We start from the raw sequence: 19,236 nt of genomic DNA, 5'->3' as shown, positions 1-19,236 counted from the left end.
TGTTTCGAAGATGCTTGCTGATTGACATTATGAGAGGAGCGATTAATGAATCATGAAGAATGTACGCAGTGGCTTGGTATCCCTATGCTTGTCTCTTGCGTTTCTGTTTGGCACATTGAGTATTCCGTCGTCCGTGCACGCAGCTTATGGGGATCGTATAACAATCAGCGGAACGAACTTCTATGCCGGCGGCCAGCAAATTTTCATGAATGGCGCCAATACGCCGTGGAACAGCTGGAACGATTTTGGCGGCTCCTTCGACTACGCCTGGTGGGATAATCACTTCGCATCCTTGCACAGTAACGGTATTAACGCGACAAGAGTCTGGATTACGTGCAACGGCGAAGTCGGCATTAACATTACCAGCAGCGGCCAAGTGACTGGCGCAACGACGGCGCATTGGAACAATCTCGACAGCTTATTCCAAATCGCTCAAAATCACGGCGTGTACATTATGGCTACGCTGATGTCGTTCGACCATTTCAAGAACAGCCATACGAATTATCAAAACTGGCGCAATATGCTCCTCAGCGATACCAACCTCGACTCCTACGTCACCAACTACCTCATTCCTTTCGTTAATCGCTACAAAAGCAATCCGTGGCTCTGGTCCATCGATCTGATGAACGAACCGGATTGGGTCTACGAGAACGCCGATTCCGGCCAAATCTCTTGGGATCGTCTGCAAACGTACTTTGCTAAAGCTACAGTCGCCATCCATCAGAACAGCAGCATTCTGACGACGGTCGGCATGGGAAGCGTGAAGTACATGAGCGCAACGGCCGGCGGATCCAGCGGCAACAAAATCAGCGATGCGGCGCTGCAGGCCAAAGTGAACAGCCCGCTTGCGAAATTCGACTTCTACTCGCCGCATTACTATCCATGGCAAGAGCCTTATTGGGGTATCCCTTTCTATGTAACGCCAACGCAATGGTATCTGGTTTGGGACCGTCCGGTCGTTGTCGGCGAAGCGCCGGCGCTCGGATCGACCGGGCATACGCTCACGAACGATTTCGCTAACGCGTACACGAACGGATACGCAGGCGTCATGCCTTGGACGTCCAACGGCGTTGATAGCAACGGTAACATGACCAATCTGTCGCCTGCTACAACGGCGTTCCAGAGTGCGCACAATTCGCTCGTATTCCCTGCCGCCAGCGGCGATACCGCCAAATTCAATTTCGAAGGCAACGCGCTGCAAGGGTTTGTTGGCACGAATGGCCTTACGGTCGCTGCCAGCACGGACCGCGCGTATGCCGGCACTTACGCGTTGAAGATGACGGCAAATTCGACGGCCGCCGCCACGTACTATGCACAAATGGATAATCCGGCGGGTTTCGCCGCGGGAGCCACGGTCACCTTCCGCATATGGGTGCCTAGCGGGGCCGCGATTGCGTCGGTTCAACCGTTCGTGCAAAGCAATGCTTGGGCATGGCATGGCAACTTCCAAACCTACGCCGCACTGACCAAGAATGCCTGGAATACGATTACCGTATCCATCCCGTCGAACGCGCCGACGCCGATGAAGCGAATCGGCATCGAGCTCAAAACGAGCGGAACCTGGAACGGCAGCATTTACGTCGATAGCATCAACTAAATGAATGCCCAAGAGCCTTCGGCGCTCGCTGCTAGCGGACGCCGAAGGCTCTTTCTTGTCTTTCTTATTAACCCGACAAACGGCATCTCTTCAAATCTCGGCAGCATGAATAACAAAAAGGCTGACTCTCGCACAGATGAGATCCGTGTAGAGAGCCAGCCTTACTTGTTTCTTAGCCGTTCGATTTTACGGCGATCCGGTTCATAGCGCGCTGCAGAGCAAGCTCGGCGCGAAGTTGATCGTAATCGCTCTTGCCACCTAGACGTTGCTCCGCACGTTGCTTCGCTGCTTCTGCGCGGGCGAGGTCGATATCGCCAGGCAGTTCAGCGCTCTCGGCCAGAATGACCACTTTATCCTTGCGGATTTCGAGAAAACCGCCGCCAACGGCGATTTTCTCTTCCGTGTTCTTCTTCTTGACCGTAATGGGAGCAATCTTCAAAGGCGTGACCATCGGGATATGATTAGGCATAATGCCCATCTCGCCCTCAGAGCCTTTGACGATGACCATATTTACATCCTCAGCGTAAACTTTACGCTCAGGCGTTACAATTTCCAGTAAAAAGGAGCTCATGATCTTACCCTCCCATGCGCCCTACGAGGTAAGACGCAACTTCGTAAGCTTAGGCGACGAATTAAACCTCTTGTGCGAGTTTTTGCGCCTTCGCAACTGCATCTTCGATCGTTCCGACGTTGTGGAATGCCGGTTCCGGAAGGTCATCGTGCTTACCTTCGAGAATTTCTTTGAAGCTGCGTACCGTTTCTTTAACCGGTACGTACAGTCCAGGCATACCATTGAACGCTTCGGCAACGTGAAGCGGCTGCGACAGGAACAATTGGATACGACGAGCGCGGATAACGATGAGTTTGTCTTCTTCGGACAACTCGTCCATACCGAGGATCGCGATGATATCCAGAAGCTCTTTATAACGCTGCAGAAGTTTCTTAACGCTTTGAGCAACTTGGTAGTGCTCTTCGCCAAGAATTTCAGGCGTCAGGATACGGGAAGACGAAGCGAGCGGATCAACAGCCGGGAAGATACCCATTGCCGCGATGTTACGCTCAAGGTTCGTCGTTGCATCCAAGTGGGCAAACGCCGTTGCAGGAGCCGGATCCGTATAGTCATCGGCAGGAACGTAGATGGCTTGAATGGAAGTAACGGAACCTTTTTTCGTCGAAGTGATACGCTCTTGCAGTTGACCCATTTCAGTTGCCAGCGTTGGCTGGTAACCTACCGCGGACGGCATACGGCCGAGCAATGCGGATACTTCCGAACCGGCTTGCGTGAAGCGGAAGATGTTATCGACGAACAGCAGAACGTCTCTTCCTTCTACGTCACGGAAATACTCAGCCATTGTCAGACCTGTCAGAGCTACGCGAAGACGCGCGCCTGGAGGCTCGTTCATTTGGCCGAATACCATCGCTGTCTTAGCAATAACGCCGGAATCGCTCATCTCGTGGTAAAGGTCATTACCTTCACGAGTACGCTCGCCTACGCCGGCGAATACGGAGATACCGCCGTGCTCTTGAGCGATGTTATGGATCAGCTCTTGCATCGTTACGGTTTTACCTACGCCCGCGCCGCCGAAGAGACCGATTTTACCGCCTTTGGAGTAAGGCGCCATAAGGTCGATAACTTTAATTCCCGTTTCCAGGATTTCTTGGGAAGTCGACAGCTCTTCGAATGGAGGAGCTTGACGGTGGATCGGATTTGCAATCGAACGGTCAACGTCGCCGTTGTTGTCGATCGGATCGCCGAGTACGTTAAATACGCGGCCAAGCGTTGCAGGTCCTACAGGTACTGTGATCGGGTTACCCGTATCAACGGCATCCGTTCCTCTGACCAGACCGTCAGTGGAAGACATTGCAACGCAGCGAACCAGATTGTCGCCGAGGTGCGTCGCAACTTCAACCGTGAGGTTGATGTCGACTTCGCCCGGGTTTTGAGCTTTACGCTCGATTTTGATCGCATTCAGAATCTCAGGCAAATGTCCGTTCTCGAACGCGATGTCGACAACTGGACCTGTAACCTGGACTACATGCCCCTTGCTCATTCTTGTACCTCCTAAAAAGCTTTCCGGAGAAAAGCTTGCTCCGGAAGCGTGGACTTAAGTTTTCCGGAGAAATGCTCCCCCGGATACACTGATTTATAGCTGTTTCGGAGGCTGCCTCCGAAACGATCGTTTACCATTATTGCTGCGCGTTCGCGCCGCCGACGATTTCCGCGATTTCCTGCGTGATTGCTGCTTGGCGCGCACGGTTGTACGTCAACGTCAAGCCGGCGATCATCTTCGTCGCGTTCTTCGTCGCATTACCCATTGCAGTCATCCGCGCGCCGAACTCGCTCGCTTTGCCTTCCAATACCGCGCTGTAAATCACCGTCTCCGCGTATTTAGGCAGCAGCACGTCGAGTACCTTCTCAGGTGACGGCTCGTATTCGTAGGACGCTTTCGCGCCTGTGAATTGAGATTGGTCCAGCGGAAGCAGCTGCTTGATGACAGGCACTTGGGTCATTGCATTGTAGAATTGGTTGTACACCAGGTTCAGTTCGTCGTATTTGCCGCTTTCGAAGCCTTTGACAGCAGCTGCCGCCAACGACTTGATATCGGCGAATTTCGGCGAATCCGAAAGTCCCGTTATTTCATCCGCAAGGGCAATACCCCGGCGCTTGAAGTAATCGCGGCCTTTACGCCCGATGACGAACACGTCGTACTCAGCAGGAGACTTGTGCTTCTCTTGGATCGTAACCCATACTTTGCGAAGCACGTTCGCATTGTATCCGCCCGCCAATCCGCGATCCGACGTGACGACCAGATAGGCCGTACGCTTGATCTCGCGGCTTTGCAGCATCGGATGCTTGATTGCGCCTCCACCCGACGCGATGCTCGCTACAACTTCTTTGATCTTGTCGGTATATGGACGCGATGCTACCGCAGCCTCTTGTGCTTTTCTAAGCTTCGAGGATGCAACCATCTCCATTGCCTTCGTGATCTGCTTCGTGTTTTGCGTAGTCTTGATCGAGCGTTTGATTTCGCGCATACCTTTAGCCATTCGTTGTCACCACCTTGTTACCGGCCTTCCTGGCGAAGCGAAGCTTCACCCTTTGCCGGGTTTATTCCGCGCTATTGACTCGAACCGCACGCATAGCATGCGGCCCGAAGGTGAGTCTATTATTTATACCGATACGGCAAAGCTGTTTTTGAACGATTTGATCGCTTCAACCAGCGCTTTTTCGTTGTCGGAAGTCAAGTCTTTCGTATCGCGGATCGAAGCGAGGATTTCCGGCTTGTTCGCATCCACGTAAGCCAGGAGGCCTTGCTCGAAACGACGTACGTCTTGAACCGGAATATCGTCCGTATGGCCGCGTGTAACGGTATACAGGGATACAACTTGACGCTCTACAGCCAGTGGCTGGTTAACGCCTTGTTTCAGGATTTCAAGCGTACGCTCACCGCGGTTCAGACGGGATTGCGTTACTTTATCGAGATCGGATCCGAATGCTGCAAATGCTGCCAGTTCGCGGTATTGGGCAAGGTCGGTTTTGAGCGTACCCGCAACTTTTTTCATGGCTTTGATTTGAGCGGAGCTACCTACACGGGATACAGAGTTACCAACGTTAACCGCTGGACGCTGACCGGAGTAGAACAGATCGGACTCTAGGAAGATTTGACCGTCCGTAATCGAGATTACGTTCGTCGGGATGTAAGCCGAGATATCGCCGGCTTGCGTCTCGATGAATGGCAGAGCAGTCAAGGAACCGCCGCCAAGCTCATCGTTCAGCTTAGCTGCGCGCTCAAGCAAACGGGAGTGAAGGTAGAAAACGTCGCCCGGATAAGCTTCCCGACCCGGAGGACGGCGGAGCAGCAAGGAAAGCTCGCGGTATGCTGCCGCTTGTTTGGAAAGGTCATCATAGATAACAAGTACGTGTTTGCCGTTGTACATGAAGTACTCGCCCATCGAGCAGCCTGTGTAAGGCGCGATGTAAAGAAGCGGGGACGGCTCGGAAGCGCTCGCCGTTACGACGATCGTGTATTCCAAAGCGCCTTGTTGGCGAAGGGATTCAACTACCGTACGAACCGTGGATTGCTTTTGACCGATTGCAACGTAGATACAAATAACGCCGTTGCCTTTTTGGTTCACGATCGTGTCGATCGCGATTTGCGTTTTACCCGTTTGACGGTCGCCGATGATCAACTCACGCTGACCACGGCCGATTGGAATCATCGCATCGATTGCTTTGATACCTGTTTGCATCGGCTCGAATACGGATTTACGGGCCATAACGCCCGGTGCCGGAGATTCGATTGGACGCGTTGCAGTTGTTGCGATTGGTCCGTTGCCGTCAACTGGTTGGCCCAGTGCGTTAACAACGCGGCCAAGCAAAGCTTCGCCAACTGGAACTTCCATGATGCGGCCTGTTCTTTTCACTTGGTCGCCTTCGCGGATACCCGTGTACGGTCCCATGATAACGACACCGACGTTGCTCTCTTCAAGGTTAAGGGCCATACCCATAACGCCGTTCGAGAATTCGAGCAGTTCGCCAGCCATTGCGTTCTCAAGGCCGTGCACGCGAGCGATACCGTCACCGACTTGGATGACCGTACCGACGTCTACGACTTGAATTTCGGATTTAAATTGTTCGATCTGTTGTTTAATCAGCGTGCTGATTTCATCAGGTCTGATACTCAATTCCGTTCACCCCTATCTACAATGCTTGAGTTTTCAACACTTGTTCAAGTCGAGCAAGCTTGCCGGAGAGGCTTCCGTCATACAGACGATCGCCGATGCGCACTTGTACGCCGCCGAGCAAAGCAGGTTCAACGATTTGTTTTGCAATGATGCGTTTGCCGATCATTTCGCCGAATTGCGCCGCTACCTTGGACATTTCCTCGGCAGTCAGCGATTTGGCCGAATATATCGTAGCGTGTGCCTGACCGAGCGCATCGCCCGCTACTTTCGTATAAGCTTCATAGACATCAGCGAGCGCGCCTTGACGGCCGCGGACGATCAGAAGCTCTACCGTGTTCAGAACCATAACCGATACTTTGTCGGACAAGGCACCTTGGATAATCTCGATTTTCCGGCTGACTTCGACGTTTGGCAGCGCCAGGAATTTGCGGATTTGCGCATCTTCCGACAATGCTTCGACAACGATTTTCAGCTGTTTCTCGACATCGGCCACAGCATTGTTGCTTTGTGCCAGTTCAAACAGCGCTTTAGCGTAGCGTTTAGCTACGACGCTCTCGCGGCTCATTTGCTTCCAACCTCGTTCAAGTATTGGTTGACGAGTTGTTCTTGGGACTTGTCATCGATTTGTTTCTCGATGATTTTGGATGCGATCATAACGGACATGCCGCTAACTTGGCCGCGAAGGGCCGCAATCGCTTTGTTTTTCTCGCTCTCGATATCTTTCACGGCTTCGTCCTTCAGGCGAGTCGCCTCGGATTTAGCAGTGTGTACGATTTCTTCAGCTTGTTTCGAGCTCGTTTGTTTCGCCTGCTCGATAATGTCGTAAGCATCTTTACGCGCTTGTTGAAGCGTGGATTTCTGCTCTTCGTATTGCTGCTCTGCTTGCTTGCGGCTGTTCTCCGCGTTCTCAAGCTGTTCCTTCACGAACTGCTTGCGCTGTTCCATGATGGAGAAGAGCGGACCGAAAGCATAACGGCTAAGCAGCCAGTAAAGGATGCCGAAGGCAATCAGTTGAATGAAAAAATTGGACCATTCGATATGCACGCGCAGGTCACTCCTTTCCGAAAATTAGCCGGCTCTCCGCAGAAAGCTGACAAAAGGAAGGCGCGGAGGCAATGGCACTCCCCGCCGGATTGCGATAATCGTCTTAAGCTTTTGCGTAGAAAAGGAACGCGAGTACGAGGGAGATGATCGGCAATGCCTCTACGAGTGCTACCCCGATGAACATTGTTGTTTGAAGCGTACCACGAAGTTCTGGCTGACGGGAGATACCTTCAACCGTGCGACCTACGATCAAACCGTTACCGATACCCGCGCCAAGTGCACCAAGTCCGAATACAATCGCTGCTGCGATCAATGCCAAGTTTTCCATTTAGAAAAATCCTCCTTAAAAGTGTAGAAAATTAGTTTTATTGTTTCCTGCAAGATTGCAGGTTTGATACTGTGTTAATGTTCTTCATGAACAATCGCCTGCGACATGTAAACCATCGTTAGCATGACGAATACGAAAGACTGAATTGCGCCTACGAAGATACTAAAGCCCTGCCAAACGATCAGAGCAGGAATACCGAACCAGCCCATGCCCATGATAACGGAGATCATGACCTCGCCCGCGAAAATATTACCGTAAAGACGAAGCGAAAGCGACAACGGTTTCGAAACCTCTTTGATAACGTTCAGCGGGAAGAAAGCGATGTATGGTTCGAAATAGTGTTTCAGGTAATGTTTGCGATTGCGGCGCAAGCCCTCGACGTGCGTCAATACGATGACGATCGCCATGAGCGCTCCTGCAACGGCAACATCGGCCGTCGGCGATTTCCACCACGCGATGTGAACTTCCGTTTCATCGGCTGCAAGATCCGTCGGCATTACCAAATCCATTCCGAGGAACTGCGCGCCGTGATGAACGTCGACTTTCGAGATAATGCCGAAAGGCAGACCCAGCAAGTTGGCTACGAACAAGTACATGATCAGCGCAATACCGAGCGTCAAGTACGGACGGCCCTTCTTGATGTCCATGGAAGTACCGATGATGTTGATTACGAATTCAATAACCCACTCCAGGAAGTTCTGCATCTTGGTCGGATTCGTCACCGAAGCACCCCGAACCGCAAGCTTTGCGAGAACGAACACCACGATACTGGAGACTAGGATCATGAAAATGGCAGCTAAGTCAAAGCTGATGCCGCCCAGTTCCACTTCAGGGAAAATGTGATCCATTTAGTTGTTTTCACCCCTTTCATCAGTAGAATGCCGTACCGCCGGTTTGCTCTTGGCTTTAAATCCCAATATGAGTGTTGCCAATTGAGCGGTAAATAATCCGGCTATTGTTCCATAGAGGCTGAACGAAAAGTACCTGGTTGCGATTACATACGCGAGCAGGGCGATACACGCGCGCGTGAGAAAACCCATGTTTACGCGTCGCTTGTTCCCCTCCGCCGCGCCCGCACCGACGCGCTGTACTTTCCACGAAAGATGGAAGGCGTTTGCAAGACTTGCCGCAGCTCCGAGAATCAATCCGCCGAAGAACGGTTTCAGGTCCGGAAACAGGGCCCATCCAACGAAGCATAGAGACAAAAAAAAGAAAGTAATACGCTTAACCGTTCTAAGGTGGCCGGACAACTGATCCATTAGCTTGCATTGCCCCCTGTAAACGTTCGAATCAGTAGTATGGTTGCTATAGCTGCCACGATAAAACCTGCGGCCATGCCGTAAATGCCGCCATACTCGGCGTTAATCTTGGAGCCGATCCAGAACCCTAAGCCCAAACTTGCGCCTATCGTTCCGCCGACGGATCCGATCAGGCCCATTGCTCGCCACGGATTATCGCCAAAACTACCGTTTTCTGCTTTGCGATTCTTGTCGTTATCGGATCGATTCATCGTGAATCACTCCAAAACTCTTATTTATTTTAGCCATGAGCGTTACGGTTTGTCAATTGATATAAATTCAAACATTTAGTGAACAGGTAGCCGGAAACCCTTGATTTACCTAGGGTTTCCGGATTTCCAAACCGTACAGTAGCACTGTATGCTGTAGCGTTACCGAGCATGCATGCCTATCAGCGCATCCTATGAACGTTGTGTGAACGGTTCCGGCCGTTCATCACGTCTCCCAAAATGATGCAAAATCGCCTGCACAATCCGAATCGACACTTCTCCGTCGCCGTACGGATTAGCCGCATTGCTCATTCTCGCATACAGCTGCTCGTCCGTCAGAAGCGCCCTTGCGCGGTCGTAAACAACGGCTTCATCGGTGCCCACCAGCTCGAGCGTTCCGGCCTCGATCCCTTCCGGACGCTCCGTCGTATCGCGAAGCACGAGCGTAGGCACGCCAAAGGACGGCGCCTCTTCTTGGATTCCGCCGGAGTCGGTCATGATCATGTACGCATGAGGGAAGAAGTTATGCGTTTCGAATACATCGAGCGGCTCGATCAGCTTGATTCGCGGGTGGTTGCCTAGAATCTCGTTGGCCGGTTCGCGCACAGCCGGATTCATGTGAACGGCGTAGACGATGGCGACATCCTCGAACTCGTCGGCGATTCTCTTCACCGCCCGGAAAATGTTGCGGTGCGGCTCGCCCAGCGATTCGCGGCGGTGAGCCGTCATGAAGATCATCCGCTTGTCAGCAGCCCATTCGAGCACGGGATGGGTGAAGGACTTGTCCACCGTGTATTGGAACACGTCGGTCGCCGTATTTCCCGTTATGTATATGGCAGATTCCGGCTTGTTTTCTTTGCGCAGATTGTTGGCGGACCAATCGGTCGGCGCAAAGTGAACGTCCGCGAGGACGCCGACCAGCTGCCGGTTCATCTCTTCGGGATACGGCGACATTTTGTTCCATGTCCGCAGTCCCGCTTCCACGTGTCCGACCGGTATCTGCTGCAGGAAAGCCGCGTAGCTGCCCAAGAAGCAAGTCAGCGTGTCGCCGTGAACGAGCACGATGTCGGGCTTCGACTCGCGAAGCACGGGCTCCAGTCCTTCCAGCACGCGCATCGTCGTTTCGGTCAGCGTTTGCCGGTCTTTCATCACGTTGAGATCGTAGTCCGGCGTGATTTTGAAGAAATCGAGCACTTGGTCGAGCATTTGCCGGTGCTGCGCGGTCACGCAGACGATGGATTCGATCTCTTCGGGATGCTTCTGCAGCTCCAGCACGAGGGGAGCCATTTTCACTGCTTCCGGCCTTGTGCCGAATATCGTCATTACTTTCAACTTCGCCAATGGAGTCACTCCTAATTATTTGGTTCCGAACATGCGGTCGCCGGCATCGCCGAGCCCCGGTACGATATATCCGTGATCGTTGAGATGGCTGTCGAGCGAAGCCAAGTAAATATCAACGTCCGGGTGCGCCTCTTGGACGGCTTTTACGCCTTCCGGCGCAGCGATCAGGCACATCAGCTTGATCTGGGTGCAGCCGCGCGTTTTCAGCGAATTGATCGCCGATATGGCCGAACCGCCCGTTGCCAGCATCGGGTCGACGACGATCAGCAGCCGTTCCGTCGCGTCCGCAGGCAGGTTAACATAGTATTCTACGGGCTGCAGCGTCTCAGGGTTGCGGAACAGGCCGATATGGCCGACTTTCGCGGCCGGAATCAGCTTCAGCATCCCTTCGACCATGCCGAGGCCCGCGCGCAGGATCGGAATCAGCCCCAGCATGCGGCCGGAAATCACCTTGCTCGGCGCTTCAACGATCGGAGTCTTCACGTTAACCGTCTCAAGCGGTAAATCACGCGTAATCTCGTAGGCCATCATCGTCGCGATTTCGTCCACGAGTTCGCGAAAATCCTTTGTCTTCGTCTCTTTATCACGAATATACGTCAGCTTATGCTGAATAAGCGGATGGTCACAGATTGTAAGAGTGCCCATTAGTTCAACCTCCCGAAAATCTTCTTCAACTGAATAGTATAGCATTCGGCGCTTCATTGTGCACATCCGTACGGCAACGAAAAAACCCTACTCCAAAGTATGCCCGAACGCGCCGATTTCTTGCAATTGAAGAATGCGCATGCATGGCTAACGCCAATTGGGCCGATGCACCGGTCAACGAGCGTTAATCGCCGCCTCCCCCGCCGCAGGAGGAACCGCAGGATGAGCCTCCCCCGCAGGAAGAACCGCTGTCTCCTCCCCCGTCGCTTCCGCTGCAGGAGGATCCGTCCCCTCCGTTTCCGTCCGTACCGTTGTCGCCGCTGCAGGCATAAGTACCGCTGCATCCGCTGTTGTTGTTGTTCTCTCTCGGCTCTTCCTCTGGCTGATAGGCATCCATCTGCGACTGGAAGTTTTCTTCGGGACCCCACGAAGAGTAGAAGAACGCCCCCGACATTATTCCCGTCATGAGCATCGTCGAGGACAGATCGCCATCGTTATCGGTCTGCGGGGCGCTTCGCGAGGAAGCCAGGCTCCGGCCGCGTTCGATCAAGTAATCGACGGTCGCCGCCAAGTCGGGAAACAACGCGGCCGCGCCCGTATTGAAACGTCTGCCGCGCAGCTCCTCCGCGCTGCCGGTCGCAAGCTCATGCATCAGTTCGCGCGGCATCGGCGTCCGATAGAAGGAGCCCCACAACCGCGCGCTTCCGAACACGGGCAGAAACAGCTCGCCGTACACCCAATCGAACCACGCGCGCGCGCCTCGATCCGGCTGTGCATCCGCCGTATGCGGCGCGTGATGGATAAGGCTTCCGCAAAACTGCCTGCAGAACTGTTCGTATTCCCGCGTGAACATGAGCATTTCATGCCAGACATCGTCGACCTGGGCGCTGTACATCGGCACGCCGCGAAGCACGCCGCATAAGAGAAAATACCGCTTCAGCTCGAACCAGCGCCACTGCCATTCGCCTTCCCGCATGCTCGGCGCAAGACGAAGCACCCGATCCTTGACGCGCGCCTCGAAATCCGGCGTCAAAGCCTCCTCCAAGCGCTCTGCCGCAGGCCGCACGGGATGTCCGGCCGGAACGCCGAGGCATTCGGGAGGCGCAGGGAGCAGCGCAGCGGGACGGCTGATGCGCGGACCGCCTCTTCCTCCGCGCTGCGATGGACTGCCGTTCCTGGACTTCATCAGGTTCGACAAAACGAAGAAGGTGATGATAACGATCATTGCCATAAAGAAAAACATGCGGCCTCACCGCCTTCCGAAATATGTACCTCCATCATAGCATGCGCCTTGCAGGCGGCATGCGGTTTTTGAGGAAAAATTAACGTTTGATTGTCAAAAAAAAGCATCCCTTACCGGCAGGCCGGCGCATTTCGCGCCAACTGGCCGGGAAAGGGATGCCTGTGCCTCCCGGAACGAAATGCCTTTCGGTCCATAGGAGACGCGTTCGAAGGGGCGCTTTAGCTGCGCAGAAGAAGCCTGTTCATGTAATCCACCGTAAACTTGACGCCTTGCTGGCCAAGCTCTCCCGTCCATGTGTTGGAATGCGGCTCGATGCTCAGTCCGCCTTGGTAGCCCACGCCGTACAGCACGGCCATGAACGTTCCCCAGTCGGTCTGGTCAAGGCCGGCCGGCGGATCGTCGAAGCGTTTGCCGTTCACGATGACGGAGCCTTTGATGTGCACGTGCAGGAAGCGATGTCCCCAGTCCGTCATCTCTTGCAAATAATCCTGTCCCGCATAACGGGCATGGGACGGATCGAACTTAATGCCGAGCTCCGGCAGATGGCCGTGAATGAGTTTCCACGCCGTCCCGTCGACGATAAAGCTGTTCCAATGGCAGTTGTAGGTCGCGATGCGGACTCCGCGCTCTTGTCCATATTCGAGCAGAAGCTCGAAATAAGCGATAGCAGATTGCACGTTCTCGAAGTAAGAACGCTCTTCGATATAGTTGGCGCCGCATACGAATACCGGACAGCCCAGCTCTTGGCAGGCGTCGATCAGCGTATAAGACGCTTGCAGTTCTTCCTCGACGATGCTGCCGTCCTTGGCAATCCGGTCCGGGCCCCAGCGGCCGATGGATCCCACGGCGACGCCGGTGCGGGCGCTGGCTGCTTTCAGTTCGGGAACGACCGCGGCGAAGTCGCCTGCCGGCGTGCCGACGTTAATGCAAAACTCCAAGAATTCCAATCCGAGTCCAGCGGCGTAATCGAAGCTTTCCGCCTTCGGTTCGGCAATGATGCCCAGTTTCATGTTCGATTCTCCTCCACGATCCATAGTGTGCATATTCAATAATCAGCCGATGGACGGCCGATTGTTAAAGGATTCGACGAAATACGGCAATCACCTGCCGATTATCCGTCACAATCGTTACGACATCATCACGAGAAACAGAACGAGAAGCAGAACGAGAGGCAGAACGAGAGGCAGAACGAGAGGCAGAACGAGAGGCAGAACGAGAGGCAGAACGAGAGGCAGAACGAGAGGCAGAACGAGAGCAAGAAAAAGCCACCGGCCTGCTGCGCGGGGCAGCGGCCGATGGCTTTCATTGGGATGTTCGCGTTCCGCGCAGCGCCGGGAAATAGGCTGGCTGCAGCACGAAGGGCGATTAGTATGCGATGCCCGGGTACAGCGGGTATTGCGATACAAGGTCGCTGACCATGCCGCGCGCTTTGTTCAGCACGGCTTCGTCTTTCGGGTTCTTCAGCGTCATCGCGATGACTTCCGCGATCGTCTTCATCGCCTCTACGCCCATGCCGCGGGATGTTGCCGCCGGCGTACCGATACGGATGCCGCTCGTGATGAACGGGCTCGTAGGATCGAACGGGATAGCGTTTTTGTTAACGGTGATTTGAACGGAATCCAATACATGCTCCGCGTCTTTCCCCGTGATGTTCAGATTGCGCAGGTCGATCAGCATGAGGTGGTTGTCCGTGCCGCCGGATACGATGTTGATGCCTTGCGCGATCAGCGCTTCAGCCAGCGCTTGCGCGTTGTCGATCACGTTCTTGCCGTATTCCTTGAACGAAGGCTGAAGCGCTTCGCCGAAAGCCACCGCTTTGGCAGCGATGATGTGCATCAGCGGGCCGCCTTGGGAGCCCGGGAATACAGCTTTGTCGATCGCCTGCGCCCATGCTTTGCGGCACAGGATCATGCCGCCGCGCGGTCCGCGGAGCGTTTTGTGCGTCGTCGTCGTAACGAAGTGCGCATGCGGCACCGGGCTCGGGTGAAGACCCGCCGCGACCAGACCCGCGATATGCGCCATGTCGACGAAGAGCAGCGCGCCTACGTCGTTCGCGATTTTGCCGAGCTCTTCGAAATCGATGATGCGCGGGTAAGCGGACGCGCCTGCAACGATCATGCGCGGACGGTGCTTGAACGCCAGCTTGCGGACTTCCGCATAATCGATCGTGAACGTATCTTCGCTAACGCCGTAAGGAACGAAATTGTAAAGGAGGCCGGATGCGTTAACCGGGCTGCCGTGCGTCAAGTGGCCGCCGTGCGCAAGGTTCATGCCCAGCACCGTGTCGCCAGGGTTCAACGCAGCCAAGTAAACCGCCATGTTCGCTTGCGCGCCGGAATGCGGCTGTACGTTCGCGTGCTCGGCGCCGAACAGTTCCTTCGCACGGTTGCGTGCGATATCTTCCGCGATATCCACGTGCTCGCAGCCGCCATAGTAACGTTTGCCCGGGTAGCCTTCCGCGTATTTGTTCGTCAGAACGGAGCCCATTGCTTCAAGAACCGCTTCGGACACGATGTTCTCGGATGCGATCAGCTCGATGTTGTCGCGCTGGCGCTGCAGCTCCAGGCCCATTGCTTTCAGAATTTCAGGATCTTGCTTACGTAGGTTTTCCATGATTGTATATCCTCCTAAAGTTTATTTAACGCAGTTCCGTGCGAAGCGTTTACGTACTAGTCAACATACGGCATCGAAAACCTGCGCTTATTCAAAATGGTTAGTCGCAATTGCCGTTCGCGGCATCCGCCTTCGAATCGAGGGCATAGACCGCGCGTTCGCCGCCGATCAGCTTCGGACGCGTGAACGCCATCGTCAGATGAGCCGACCCGATGGACCGGATCGACGGCCGCACGGGGACGGCCACGCGCTTCAAATGCATGCCGATAAACGTATCGCCGATATCGATGCCGGCATGCGCCTGCACCGTTTCGACAAGACAAGCATCCGACAGCGCACGGAACGCATGCGCCGCCATGGAGCCGCCGGCCTTGCGCACGGGGACGGCCGAGACGAGCTCGAGCCCGTACCGTTCCGCCGCCTCCCGTTCGATAACGAGTGCCCGGTTCAAATGCTCGCAGCATTGAAACACGGGATAAAACCCAACGTCGCGCCGGACCGCTTCGATGCCGGCATAAATCGCCTCCGCCGTCTCCGGCGTGCCGGATGTGCCGATCCGCTCGCCCAGCACCTCGCTCGTGGAGACGCCGATGACGAGCAGCTGTCCTTGACGCAAGCTTGCGGCTTCCGCCAACTCGCGGACTACCGTCTCCACGTCCTTAGCCAGCTGCGCCGAATTCCATGCCGTTCCCGTTTCGCTCACGGTATCCGCTCCTTATTCCGCGTGAACCGGCTGCGCGTATTTCGCTTCGATCCGCTGCACCTTGCTCAAGCGGCCGACATGGCGCTCGCCGTTCGAAAACGGCGTTTCCAGCCAGATGCGAATGATTTCCTGCGCGATGCCGGGTCCGATGACGCGTTCGCCCATGGCCAGCACGTTCGTGTCGTTATGATCCCGCGTCGCTTGCGCCGAGAACATGTCATGCACGAGCGCGCAGCGGATGCCGGTCACTTTGTTGGCCGCGATCGACATGCCGATGCCGGTGCCGCAAATGAGAATGCCGCGATCCGCTTTCCCTTCCGCGACAAGCTCACATACCGGAAGCGCATAATCCGGATAGTCGACGGACTGCTCGCAGTCACAGCCGACGTCCTCGACTTCATGGCCGAGCGATTGAATGAAGGGGACGACGATTTCTTTCAGGCTGTAGCCCCCATGGTCTGCTCCGATGGCGATTTTCATACTTGCCTATACCTCCCATTTGAAACCGCGCGATGGCGGAAATTGTCGATTCACAATGGTCTTAGTATACCTGATTTCGCCGGAAAAGACGAAAAAAGAGCGAGCATGCTTACGCACGCTGCTCTTTGCCCAGGCGACCGGCCGTATGATCCGATGCTCCACCGTGGTTGGACCCACTTTCGTCGCCAGTTACATCGGAAACCGTCTTTAATTGCTTTTATCATACCGGATCGCGCCGGCAAAATCAATGGAATTAAGAAGAAACGGCTGACGCCCGCTAAGCGGCGCAGCAAGCTTCTCCCCCGCATAAGGCTCGCCGTTATTTGCGATGCTGCAGGCGGTCGAGCAGCTTGCGAAGAGCCGCTTCGATCTCGGCCGCGCTGTCTTCGTAAATCTGCAGCGAGCCGCCGAAAGGGTCAGCAATATCGAAGCTCGGAATGGCAGCTTCCAGCTCCAGCAGCCTGCCGCGTTCCTCTTCCGTCAATTGTCCGCCGAGCGCCTGCTTCATCTGGAAATCCGTGTAGAGGCTTTCCAACTCCGCAATGCGCCGCTCGCCTTCTTCGTCGCGATGGGCATACTCCAGCAGCGTATACGTCTTGTCCACGGCGCTCGGAAAGCGCTGCAGCAGATTGCCTTTATGGCCGGCGGTCATCGTCAATATGAGATCGGCCCAAGTCACGGAGCCGTTATCGAGCGCCGTGGAGCCGTTGTTGTGCTGAATGCTGCGGCGCCGAAGCACGGACTGCGCATTCGCCGAGACCGGCAGACCGTCGACGGTCGATACGCCGGCCGAACGCACTTCCAAGGCCATGCCGCGTTCCTGCGCCATCGCCCGGAGCATCGCTTCCGCCATCGGCGAGCGGCAGGTATTGCCTGTACATACGAACAAGATCCGTTTCATGCGAAAAACCTCCTAGGGTGATGATCAAGATACGGTGTCAGAATATTATAAGCAGCCCGAACGTAAATAAAATGACGCCGCCAATGGCTTCTCCATATTCGCCGAAGCTGGATCTGACCTTGCGGCCGATCATGAGCCCGGCGATGGACATGCATCCGCCGGCCACCCCGAATAGCAGCACCGCGAGCAGCATATCCACGGCGAACATGCCAAGCGACAGCCCGACCGAGAAGGAGTCGATGCTGACGCTGAGCGCGAAGATCAGCATGCCCCAAGCGCTGCGGTGGTTAATGGACGTCACCGCGTCGCCTCGGAGCGAGCTATAGATCATATGGCCGCCGAGCAGCAGGAGCAGCCCGCCCGCAACCGAAGTCGCCACGCCGCCTAGCAGCGAGCCGACGTATTGTCCGGTGAAAATCCCCATAATCGGCATCAGGATATGAAAAAGCGCGATCAATGCGCTCAATTTGAAAATATCCAATAGCCGAATGCCCTTAAGCCCGATGCCCACGCCCAGCGAAAAAGCGTCCATCCCGAGCGCCAACGCGATAATAACCAGCGTTAGCAGCTGTCCGGCATGCATGCCTGCCTCCACCATCCGATCCACTCCCTGTCCATCATCTCATCCAAGCATATGCGGACAAGATGGGAAAGATGACCAACGGGCGGGATGGCGGGGCGGGAGTGGGTGCGTGAGCGCGTGCTGGTTGAGCGTGCCGCGTTAACTTGCTGTGTGAGCGGACTGCGAATGCGGACTGCGAATGCGGACTGCGAATGCGGACTGCGAATGCGGACTGCGAATGCGGACTGCGAATGCGGACTGCGTGAGCTTGTGCCGCGTGAGCTTGCTGCGAGAGCATGCCGCGTGAGCTCGCTGCAAGAGCATGCTGCGAGAGCATGCCGCGTGAGCTCGCTGCAAGAGCATGCTGTGAGAGCGTGTGCTGCGTGAATGCGGCGCACGCGCGGCGGGTTCTGCCGCCGCGCTAGACGTGGACGACCGCGTGGCCGGCAGCCTTGGCCAGGCGGTTCATGAGCGCGTGCCCGATGCCTTGCTCGGGGCACGTCTCGGCCCAGATGCGCTGCACGCCCTGCGCATCGAACTCGCGCAGCGAGGCGTACAAGCCGTGCGCGGCGGTATCGAGCCGCGCCAGGCTGCCGACGACGAGCACGCAGTCGGCGTCGTACCGAGCGGCATGCTCGGCAAAGGCGAGCACGCCCGTCCGCTCGCCGCTCTCCCGCGCCGCGCGGACGGCCGCCCCGATCCAGGCGGCGACCGCGTCCGGCTCGCCTTTGACCAGCTGCATATGCCCTTGCGGCGCATAATGCGCGTATTTCATGCCGGGCGAGCGCGGAGCCTGCCCGGCCGCCGCGTCTTCCGCGGCCTCGGGCGCGGCGACGGCGTCATAGACGACCGCCGCGCCGGCATCCTCCAGCGCTTCGGCGGTTACTCCGCCCGGGCGCAGAATGCGTACCGTACCGCCGTCGACCACCTCGACGACGGTAGATTCCAAGCCGACGCCCGCGGCGCCGCCGTCGACGATGCCGTCGATGCGTCCGTTCAGGTCGCCCTCCACGTGGGCCGCCAGCGTCGGGCTCGGGCGGCCCGAACGGTTCGCGCTCGGCGCGGCAAGCGGGCAGCCCGATTGCGCGATCAGCGCCAGCGCGACGGGATGCGCGGGCATCCGCACCGCGACCGTATCCAGGCCGGCGGTGACGCGCGGCGACACGGCGCCCGGCCTGACCGGCAGCACGATCGTGAGCGGCCCCGGCCAGAAGCGGTCCATTAGCCGGCCGGCCAACGCCCCGGCGCCTTCCCCTTCGAGCGGCAGCGTCAACGCTTCAAGCTGCTCCCGCTCCGCGATATGGACGATAAGCGGATTGTCCGAGGGCCTGCCCTTGGCCTCGAAAATCCGTTCCACCGCCTCCGTGCGGCGCGCGTCGGCGCCAAGCCCGTATACGGTCTCCGTCGGAAAAGCGACGGTGCCTCCCGCTTTCAACAGCTCCGCCGCCGCCTTCAATTGCTCTCGATCCGGCGCATGACCGTCCACGCGCCAGTGGTTTGTATTTCGTATAGGTAGGTTCAATTTCTCGTCTCCGGATTCTGCAAGAATAGCTTCTTTTTATTTCTATTATACCATACGCGTCCCC

The 19,236-nt window shown here is 56.1% G+C and carries 21 protein-coding genes and 1 riboswitch; of the genes, 1 reads left to right on the top strand and 20 read right to left on the bottom strand.

Annotated features, from left to right (window positions below; translation table 11 throughout):
- The first annotated feature begins 52 nt into the window (after window positions 1–52).
- Window positions 53–1,597, top strand: coding sequence for a glycoside hydrolase family 5 protein (locus GZH47_RS18145; protein ID WP_162642400.1), 1,545 nt, complete (start codon window positions 53–55; stop codon window positions 1,595–1,597).
- Between the two features lie 172 nt (window positions 1,598–1,769).
- Here the strand turns inward: GZH47_RS18145 and GZH47_RS18140 are convergent, their stop codons facing one another.
- The 20 genes from GZH47_RS18140 to GZH47_RS18045 all read right to left on the bottom strand — a co-directional run bounded on the left by GZH47_RS18140 (window position 1,770) and on the right by GZH47_RS18045 (window position 19,172).
- A complete protein-coding gene (locus GZH47_RS18140; RefSeq protein WP_162642399.1) occupies window positions 1,770–2,168 on the bottom strand; it encodes a F0F1 ATP synthase subunit epsilon in 399 nt (132 codons plus the stop codon).
- 61 nt (window positions 2,169–2,229) lie between these two features.
- Entirely contained in the window at window positions 2,230–3,648 is a 1,419-nt protein-coding gene (gene atpD, locus GZH47_RS18135; RefSeq protein ID WP_162642397.1) for a F0F1 ATP synthase subunit beta, read from the bottom strand.
- 136 nt (window positions 3,649–3,784) lie between these two features.
- A complete protein-coding gene (gene atpG / locus GZH47_RS18130; protein WP_162642396.1) occupies window positions 3,785–4,645 on the bottom strand; it encodes an ATP synthase F1 subunit gamma in 861 nt (286 codons plus the stop codon).
- Between the two features lie 123 nt (window positions 4,646–4,768).
- Complete coding sequence (gene atpA / locus GZH47_RS18125; protein ID WP_162642394.1) at window positions 4,769–6,283, bottom strand: F0F1 ATP synthase subunit alpha; 1,515 nt, start codon at window positions 6,281–6,283, stop codon at window positions 4,769–4,771.
- Between the two features lie 16 nt (window positions 6,284–6,299).
- On the bottom strand, window positions 6,300–6,848 hold the full coding sequence (locus GZH47_RS18120; protein ID WP_162642393.1) for a F0F1 ATP synthase subunit delta: 549 nt from the start codon (window positions 6,846–6,848) through the stop codon (window positions 6,300–6,302).
- Complete coding sequence (gene atpF / locus GZH47_RS18115) at window positions 6,845–7,327, bottom strand: F0F1 ATP synthase subunit B (RefSeq protein WP_162642391.1); 483 nt, start codon at window positions 7,325–7,327, stop codon at window positions 6,845–6,847. Before atpF ends, GZH47_RS18120 begins: the two co-directional genes overlap by 4 nt.
- A gap of 103 nt (window positions 7,328–7,430) precedes the next feature.
- On the bottom strand, window positions 7,431–7,655 hold the full coding sequence (atpE, locus tag GZH47_RS18110; protein WP_162642389.1) for a F0F1 ATP synthase subunit C: 225 nt from the start codon (window positions 7,653–7,655) through the stop codon (window positions 7,431–7,433).
- Between the two features lie 74 nt (window positions 7,656–7,729).
- Window positions 7,730–8,503: a F0F1 ATP synthase subunit A gene (gene atpB, locus GZH47_RS18105; RefSeq protein ID WP_162642387.1), complete on the bottom strand. Its 774-nt coding sequence runs from the start codon at window positions 8,501–8,503 to the stop codon at window positions 7,730–7,732.
- Window positions 8,504–8,914 (bottom strand): ATP synthase subunit I, encoded by a 411-nt coding sequence (locus GZH47_RS18100; RefSeq protein WP_162642385.1) that lies wholly within the window; start codon window positions 8,912–8,914, stop codon window positions 8,504–8,506. It lies immediately after the preceding gene.
- Window positions 8,914–9,165: a hypothetical protein gene (locus tag GZH47_RS18095; protein WP_162642383.1), complete on the bottom strand. Its 252-nt coding sequence runs from the start codon at window positions 9,163–9,165 to the stop codon at window positions 8,914–8,916. The genes GZH47_RS18100 and GZH47_RS18095 overlap by 1 nt, the downstream gene beginning before the upstream one ends.
- Window positions 9,166–9,354: 189 nt before the next feature.
- A complete protein-coding gene (wecB, locus tag GZH47_RS18090; protein ID WP_162642380.1) occupies window positions 9,355–10,503 on the bottom strand; it encodes a non-hydrolyzing UDP-N-acetylglucosamine 2-epimerase in 1,149 nt (382 codons plus the stop codon).
- A 15-nt stretch (window positions 10,504–10,518) separates the two neighbouring features.
- Complete coding sequence (upp, locus tag GZH47_RS18085; protein WP_162642378.1) at window positions 10,519–11,148, bottom strand: uracil phosphoribosyltransferase; 630 nt, start codon at window positions 11,146–11,148, stop codon at window positions 10,519–10,521.
- 184 nt (window positions 11,149–11,332) lie between these two features.
- Complete coding sequence (locus GZH47_RS18080; RefSeq protein WP_162642375.1) at window positions 11,333–12,391, bottom strand: glycine-rich domain-containing protein; 1,059 nt, start codon at window positions 12,389–12,391, stop codon at window positions 11,333–11,335.
- A 218-nt stretch (window positions 12,392–12,609) separates the two neighbouring features.
- Window positions 12,610–13,401 carry a sugar phosphate isomerase/epimerase family protein gene (locus GZH47_RS18075; protein ID WP_162642373.1) on the bottom strand — a complete coding sequence of 264 codons (792 nt, stop codon included), beginning with the start codon at window positions 13,399–13,401 and terminating at the stop codon, window positions 12,610–12,612.
- Window positions 13,402–13,756: 355 nt separating this feature from the next.
- The gene (locus GZH47_RS18070; RefSeq protein ID WP_162642371.1) at window positions 13,757–15,004 is read right to left on the bottom strand and encodes a serine hydroxymethyltransferase; all 1,248 of its coding nucleotides are present in this window, start codon (window positions 15,002–15,004) and stop codon (window positions 13,757–13,759) included.
- A 100-nt stretch (window positions 15,005–15,104) separates the two neighbouring features.
- The gene (locus GZH47_RS18065; RefSeq protein ID WP_162642369.1) at window positions 15,105–15,707 is read right to left on the bottom strand and encodes a TIGR01440 family protein; all 603 of its coding nucleotides are present in this window, start codon (window positions 15,705–15,707) and stop codon (window positions 15,105–15,107) included.
- A 12-nt stretch (window positions 15,708–15,719) separates the two neighbouring features.
- Window positions 15,720–16,187: a ribose 5-phosphate isomerase B gene (gene rpiB / locus GZH47_RS18060; RefSeq protein WP_162642367.1), complete on the bottom strand. Its 468-nt coding sequence runs from the start codon at window positions 16,185–16,187 to the stop codon at window positions 15,720–15,722.
- A gap of 120 nt (window positions 16,188–16,307) precedes the next feature.
- Window positions 16,308–16,390: riboswitch (ZMP/ZTP riboswitch) on the bottom strand.
- A 116-nt stretch (window positions 16,391–16,506) separates the two neighbouring features.
- A complete protein-coding gene (locus GZH47_RS18055) occupies window positions 16,507–17,088 on the bottom strand; it encodes a low molecular weight protein arginine phosphatase (protein ID WP_162642364.1) in 582 nt (193 codons plus the stop codon).
- A gap of 37 nt (window positions 17,089–17,125) precedes the next feature.
- Window positions 17,126–17,686, bottom strand: coding sequence for a manganese efflux pump MntP (locus GZH47_RS18050; RefSeq protein WP_162642362.1), 561 nt, complete (start codon window positions 17,684–17,686; stop codon window positions 17,126–17,128).
- 385 nt (window positions 17,687–18,071) lie between these two features.
- Window positions 18,072–19,172, bottom strand: coding sequence for an L-threonylcarbamoyladenylate synthase (locus GZH47_RS18045; RefSeq protein ID WP_162642360.1), 1,101 nt, complete (start codon window positions 19,170–19,172; stop codon window positions 18,072–18,074).
- Window positions 19,173–19,236 lie beyond the last annotated feature (64 nt).

The sequence above is a fragment of the Paenibacillus rhizovicinus genome (assembly GCF_010365285.1).
Classification (GTDB): domain Bacteria; phylum Bacillota; class Bacilli; order Paenibacillales; family Paenibacillaceae; genus Paenibacillus_Z; species Paenibacillus_Z rhizovicinus.
This window is presented reverse-complemented; position numbering and strand designations above follow the sequence as displayed.

What these genes read in the sequence shown, in the direction of transcription:
- GZH47_RS18145 (WP_162642400.1), top strand. Translation starts at nt 53, where the DNA reads ATGAAGAATGTACGCAGTGGCTTGGTATCCCTATGCTTGTCTCTTGCG.
- GZH47_RS18140 (WP_162642399.1), bottom strand. Translation starts at nt 2,168, where the DNA reads ATGAGCTCCTTTTTACTGGAAATTGTAACGCCTGAGCGTAAAGTTTAC.
- atpD (WP_162642397.1), bottom strand. Translation starts at nt 3,648, where the DNA reads ATGAGCAAGGGGCATGTAGTCCAGGTTACAGGTCCAGTTGTCGACATC.
- atpG (WP_162642396.1), bottom strand. Translation starts at nt 4,645, where the DNA reads ATGGCTAAAGGTATGCGCGAAATCAAACGCTCGATCAAGACTACGCAA.
- GZH47_RS18120 (WP_162642393.1), bottom strand. Translation starts at nt 6,848, where the DNA reads ATGAGCCGCGAGAGCGTCGTAGCTAAACGCTACGCTAAAGCGCTGTTT.
- atpE (WP_162642389.1), bottom strand. Translation starts at nt 7,655, where the DNA reads ATGGAAAACTTGGCATTGATCGCAGCAGCGATTGTATTCGGACTTGGT.
- atpB (WP_162642387.1), bottom strand. Translation starts at nt 8,503, where the DNA reads ATGGATCACATTTTCCCTGAAGTGGAACTGGGCGGCATCAGCTTTGAC.
- GZH47_RS18100 (WP_162642385.1), bottom strand. Translation starts at nt 8,914, where the DNA reads ATGGATCAGTTGTCCGGCCACCTTAGAACGGTTAAGCGTATTACTTTC.
- GZH47_RS18095 (WP_162642383.1), bottom strand. Translation starts at nt 9,165, where the DNA reads ATGAATCGATCCGATAACGACAAGAATCGCAAAGCAGAAAACGGTAGT.
- upp (WP_162642378.1), bottom strand. Translation starts at nt 11,148, where the DNA reads ATGGGCACTCTTACAATCTGTGACCATCCGCTTATTCAGCATAAGCTG.
- GZH47_RS18080 (WP_162642375.1), bottom strand. Translation starts at nt 12,391, where the DNA reads ATGTTTTTCTTTATGGCAATGATCGTTATCATCACCTTCTTCGTTTTG.
- GZH47_RS18075 (WP_162642373.1), bottom strand. Translation starts at nt 13,401, where the DNA reads ATGAAACTGGGCATCATTGCCGAACCGAAGGCGGAAAGCTTCGATTAC.
- GZH47_RS18070 (WP_162642371.1), bottom strand. Translation starts at nt 15,004, where the DNA reads ATGGAAAACCTACGTAAGCAAGATCCTGAAATTCTGAAAGCAATGGGC.
- rpiB (WP_162642367.1), bottom strand. Translation starts at nt 16,187, where the DNA reads ATGAAAATCGCCATCGGAGCAGACCATGGGGGCTACAGCCTGAAAGAA.
- GZH47_RS18055 (WP_162642364.1), bottom strand. Translation starts at nt 17,088, where the DNA reads ATGAAACGGATCTTGTTCGTATGTACAGGCAATACCTGCCGCTCGCCG.
- GZH47_RS18050 (WP_162642362.1), bottom strand. Translation starts at nt 17,686, where the DNA reads ATGGTGGAGGCAGGCATGCATGCCGGACAGCTGCTAACGCTGGTTATT.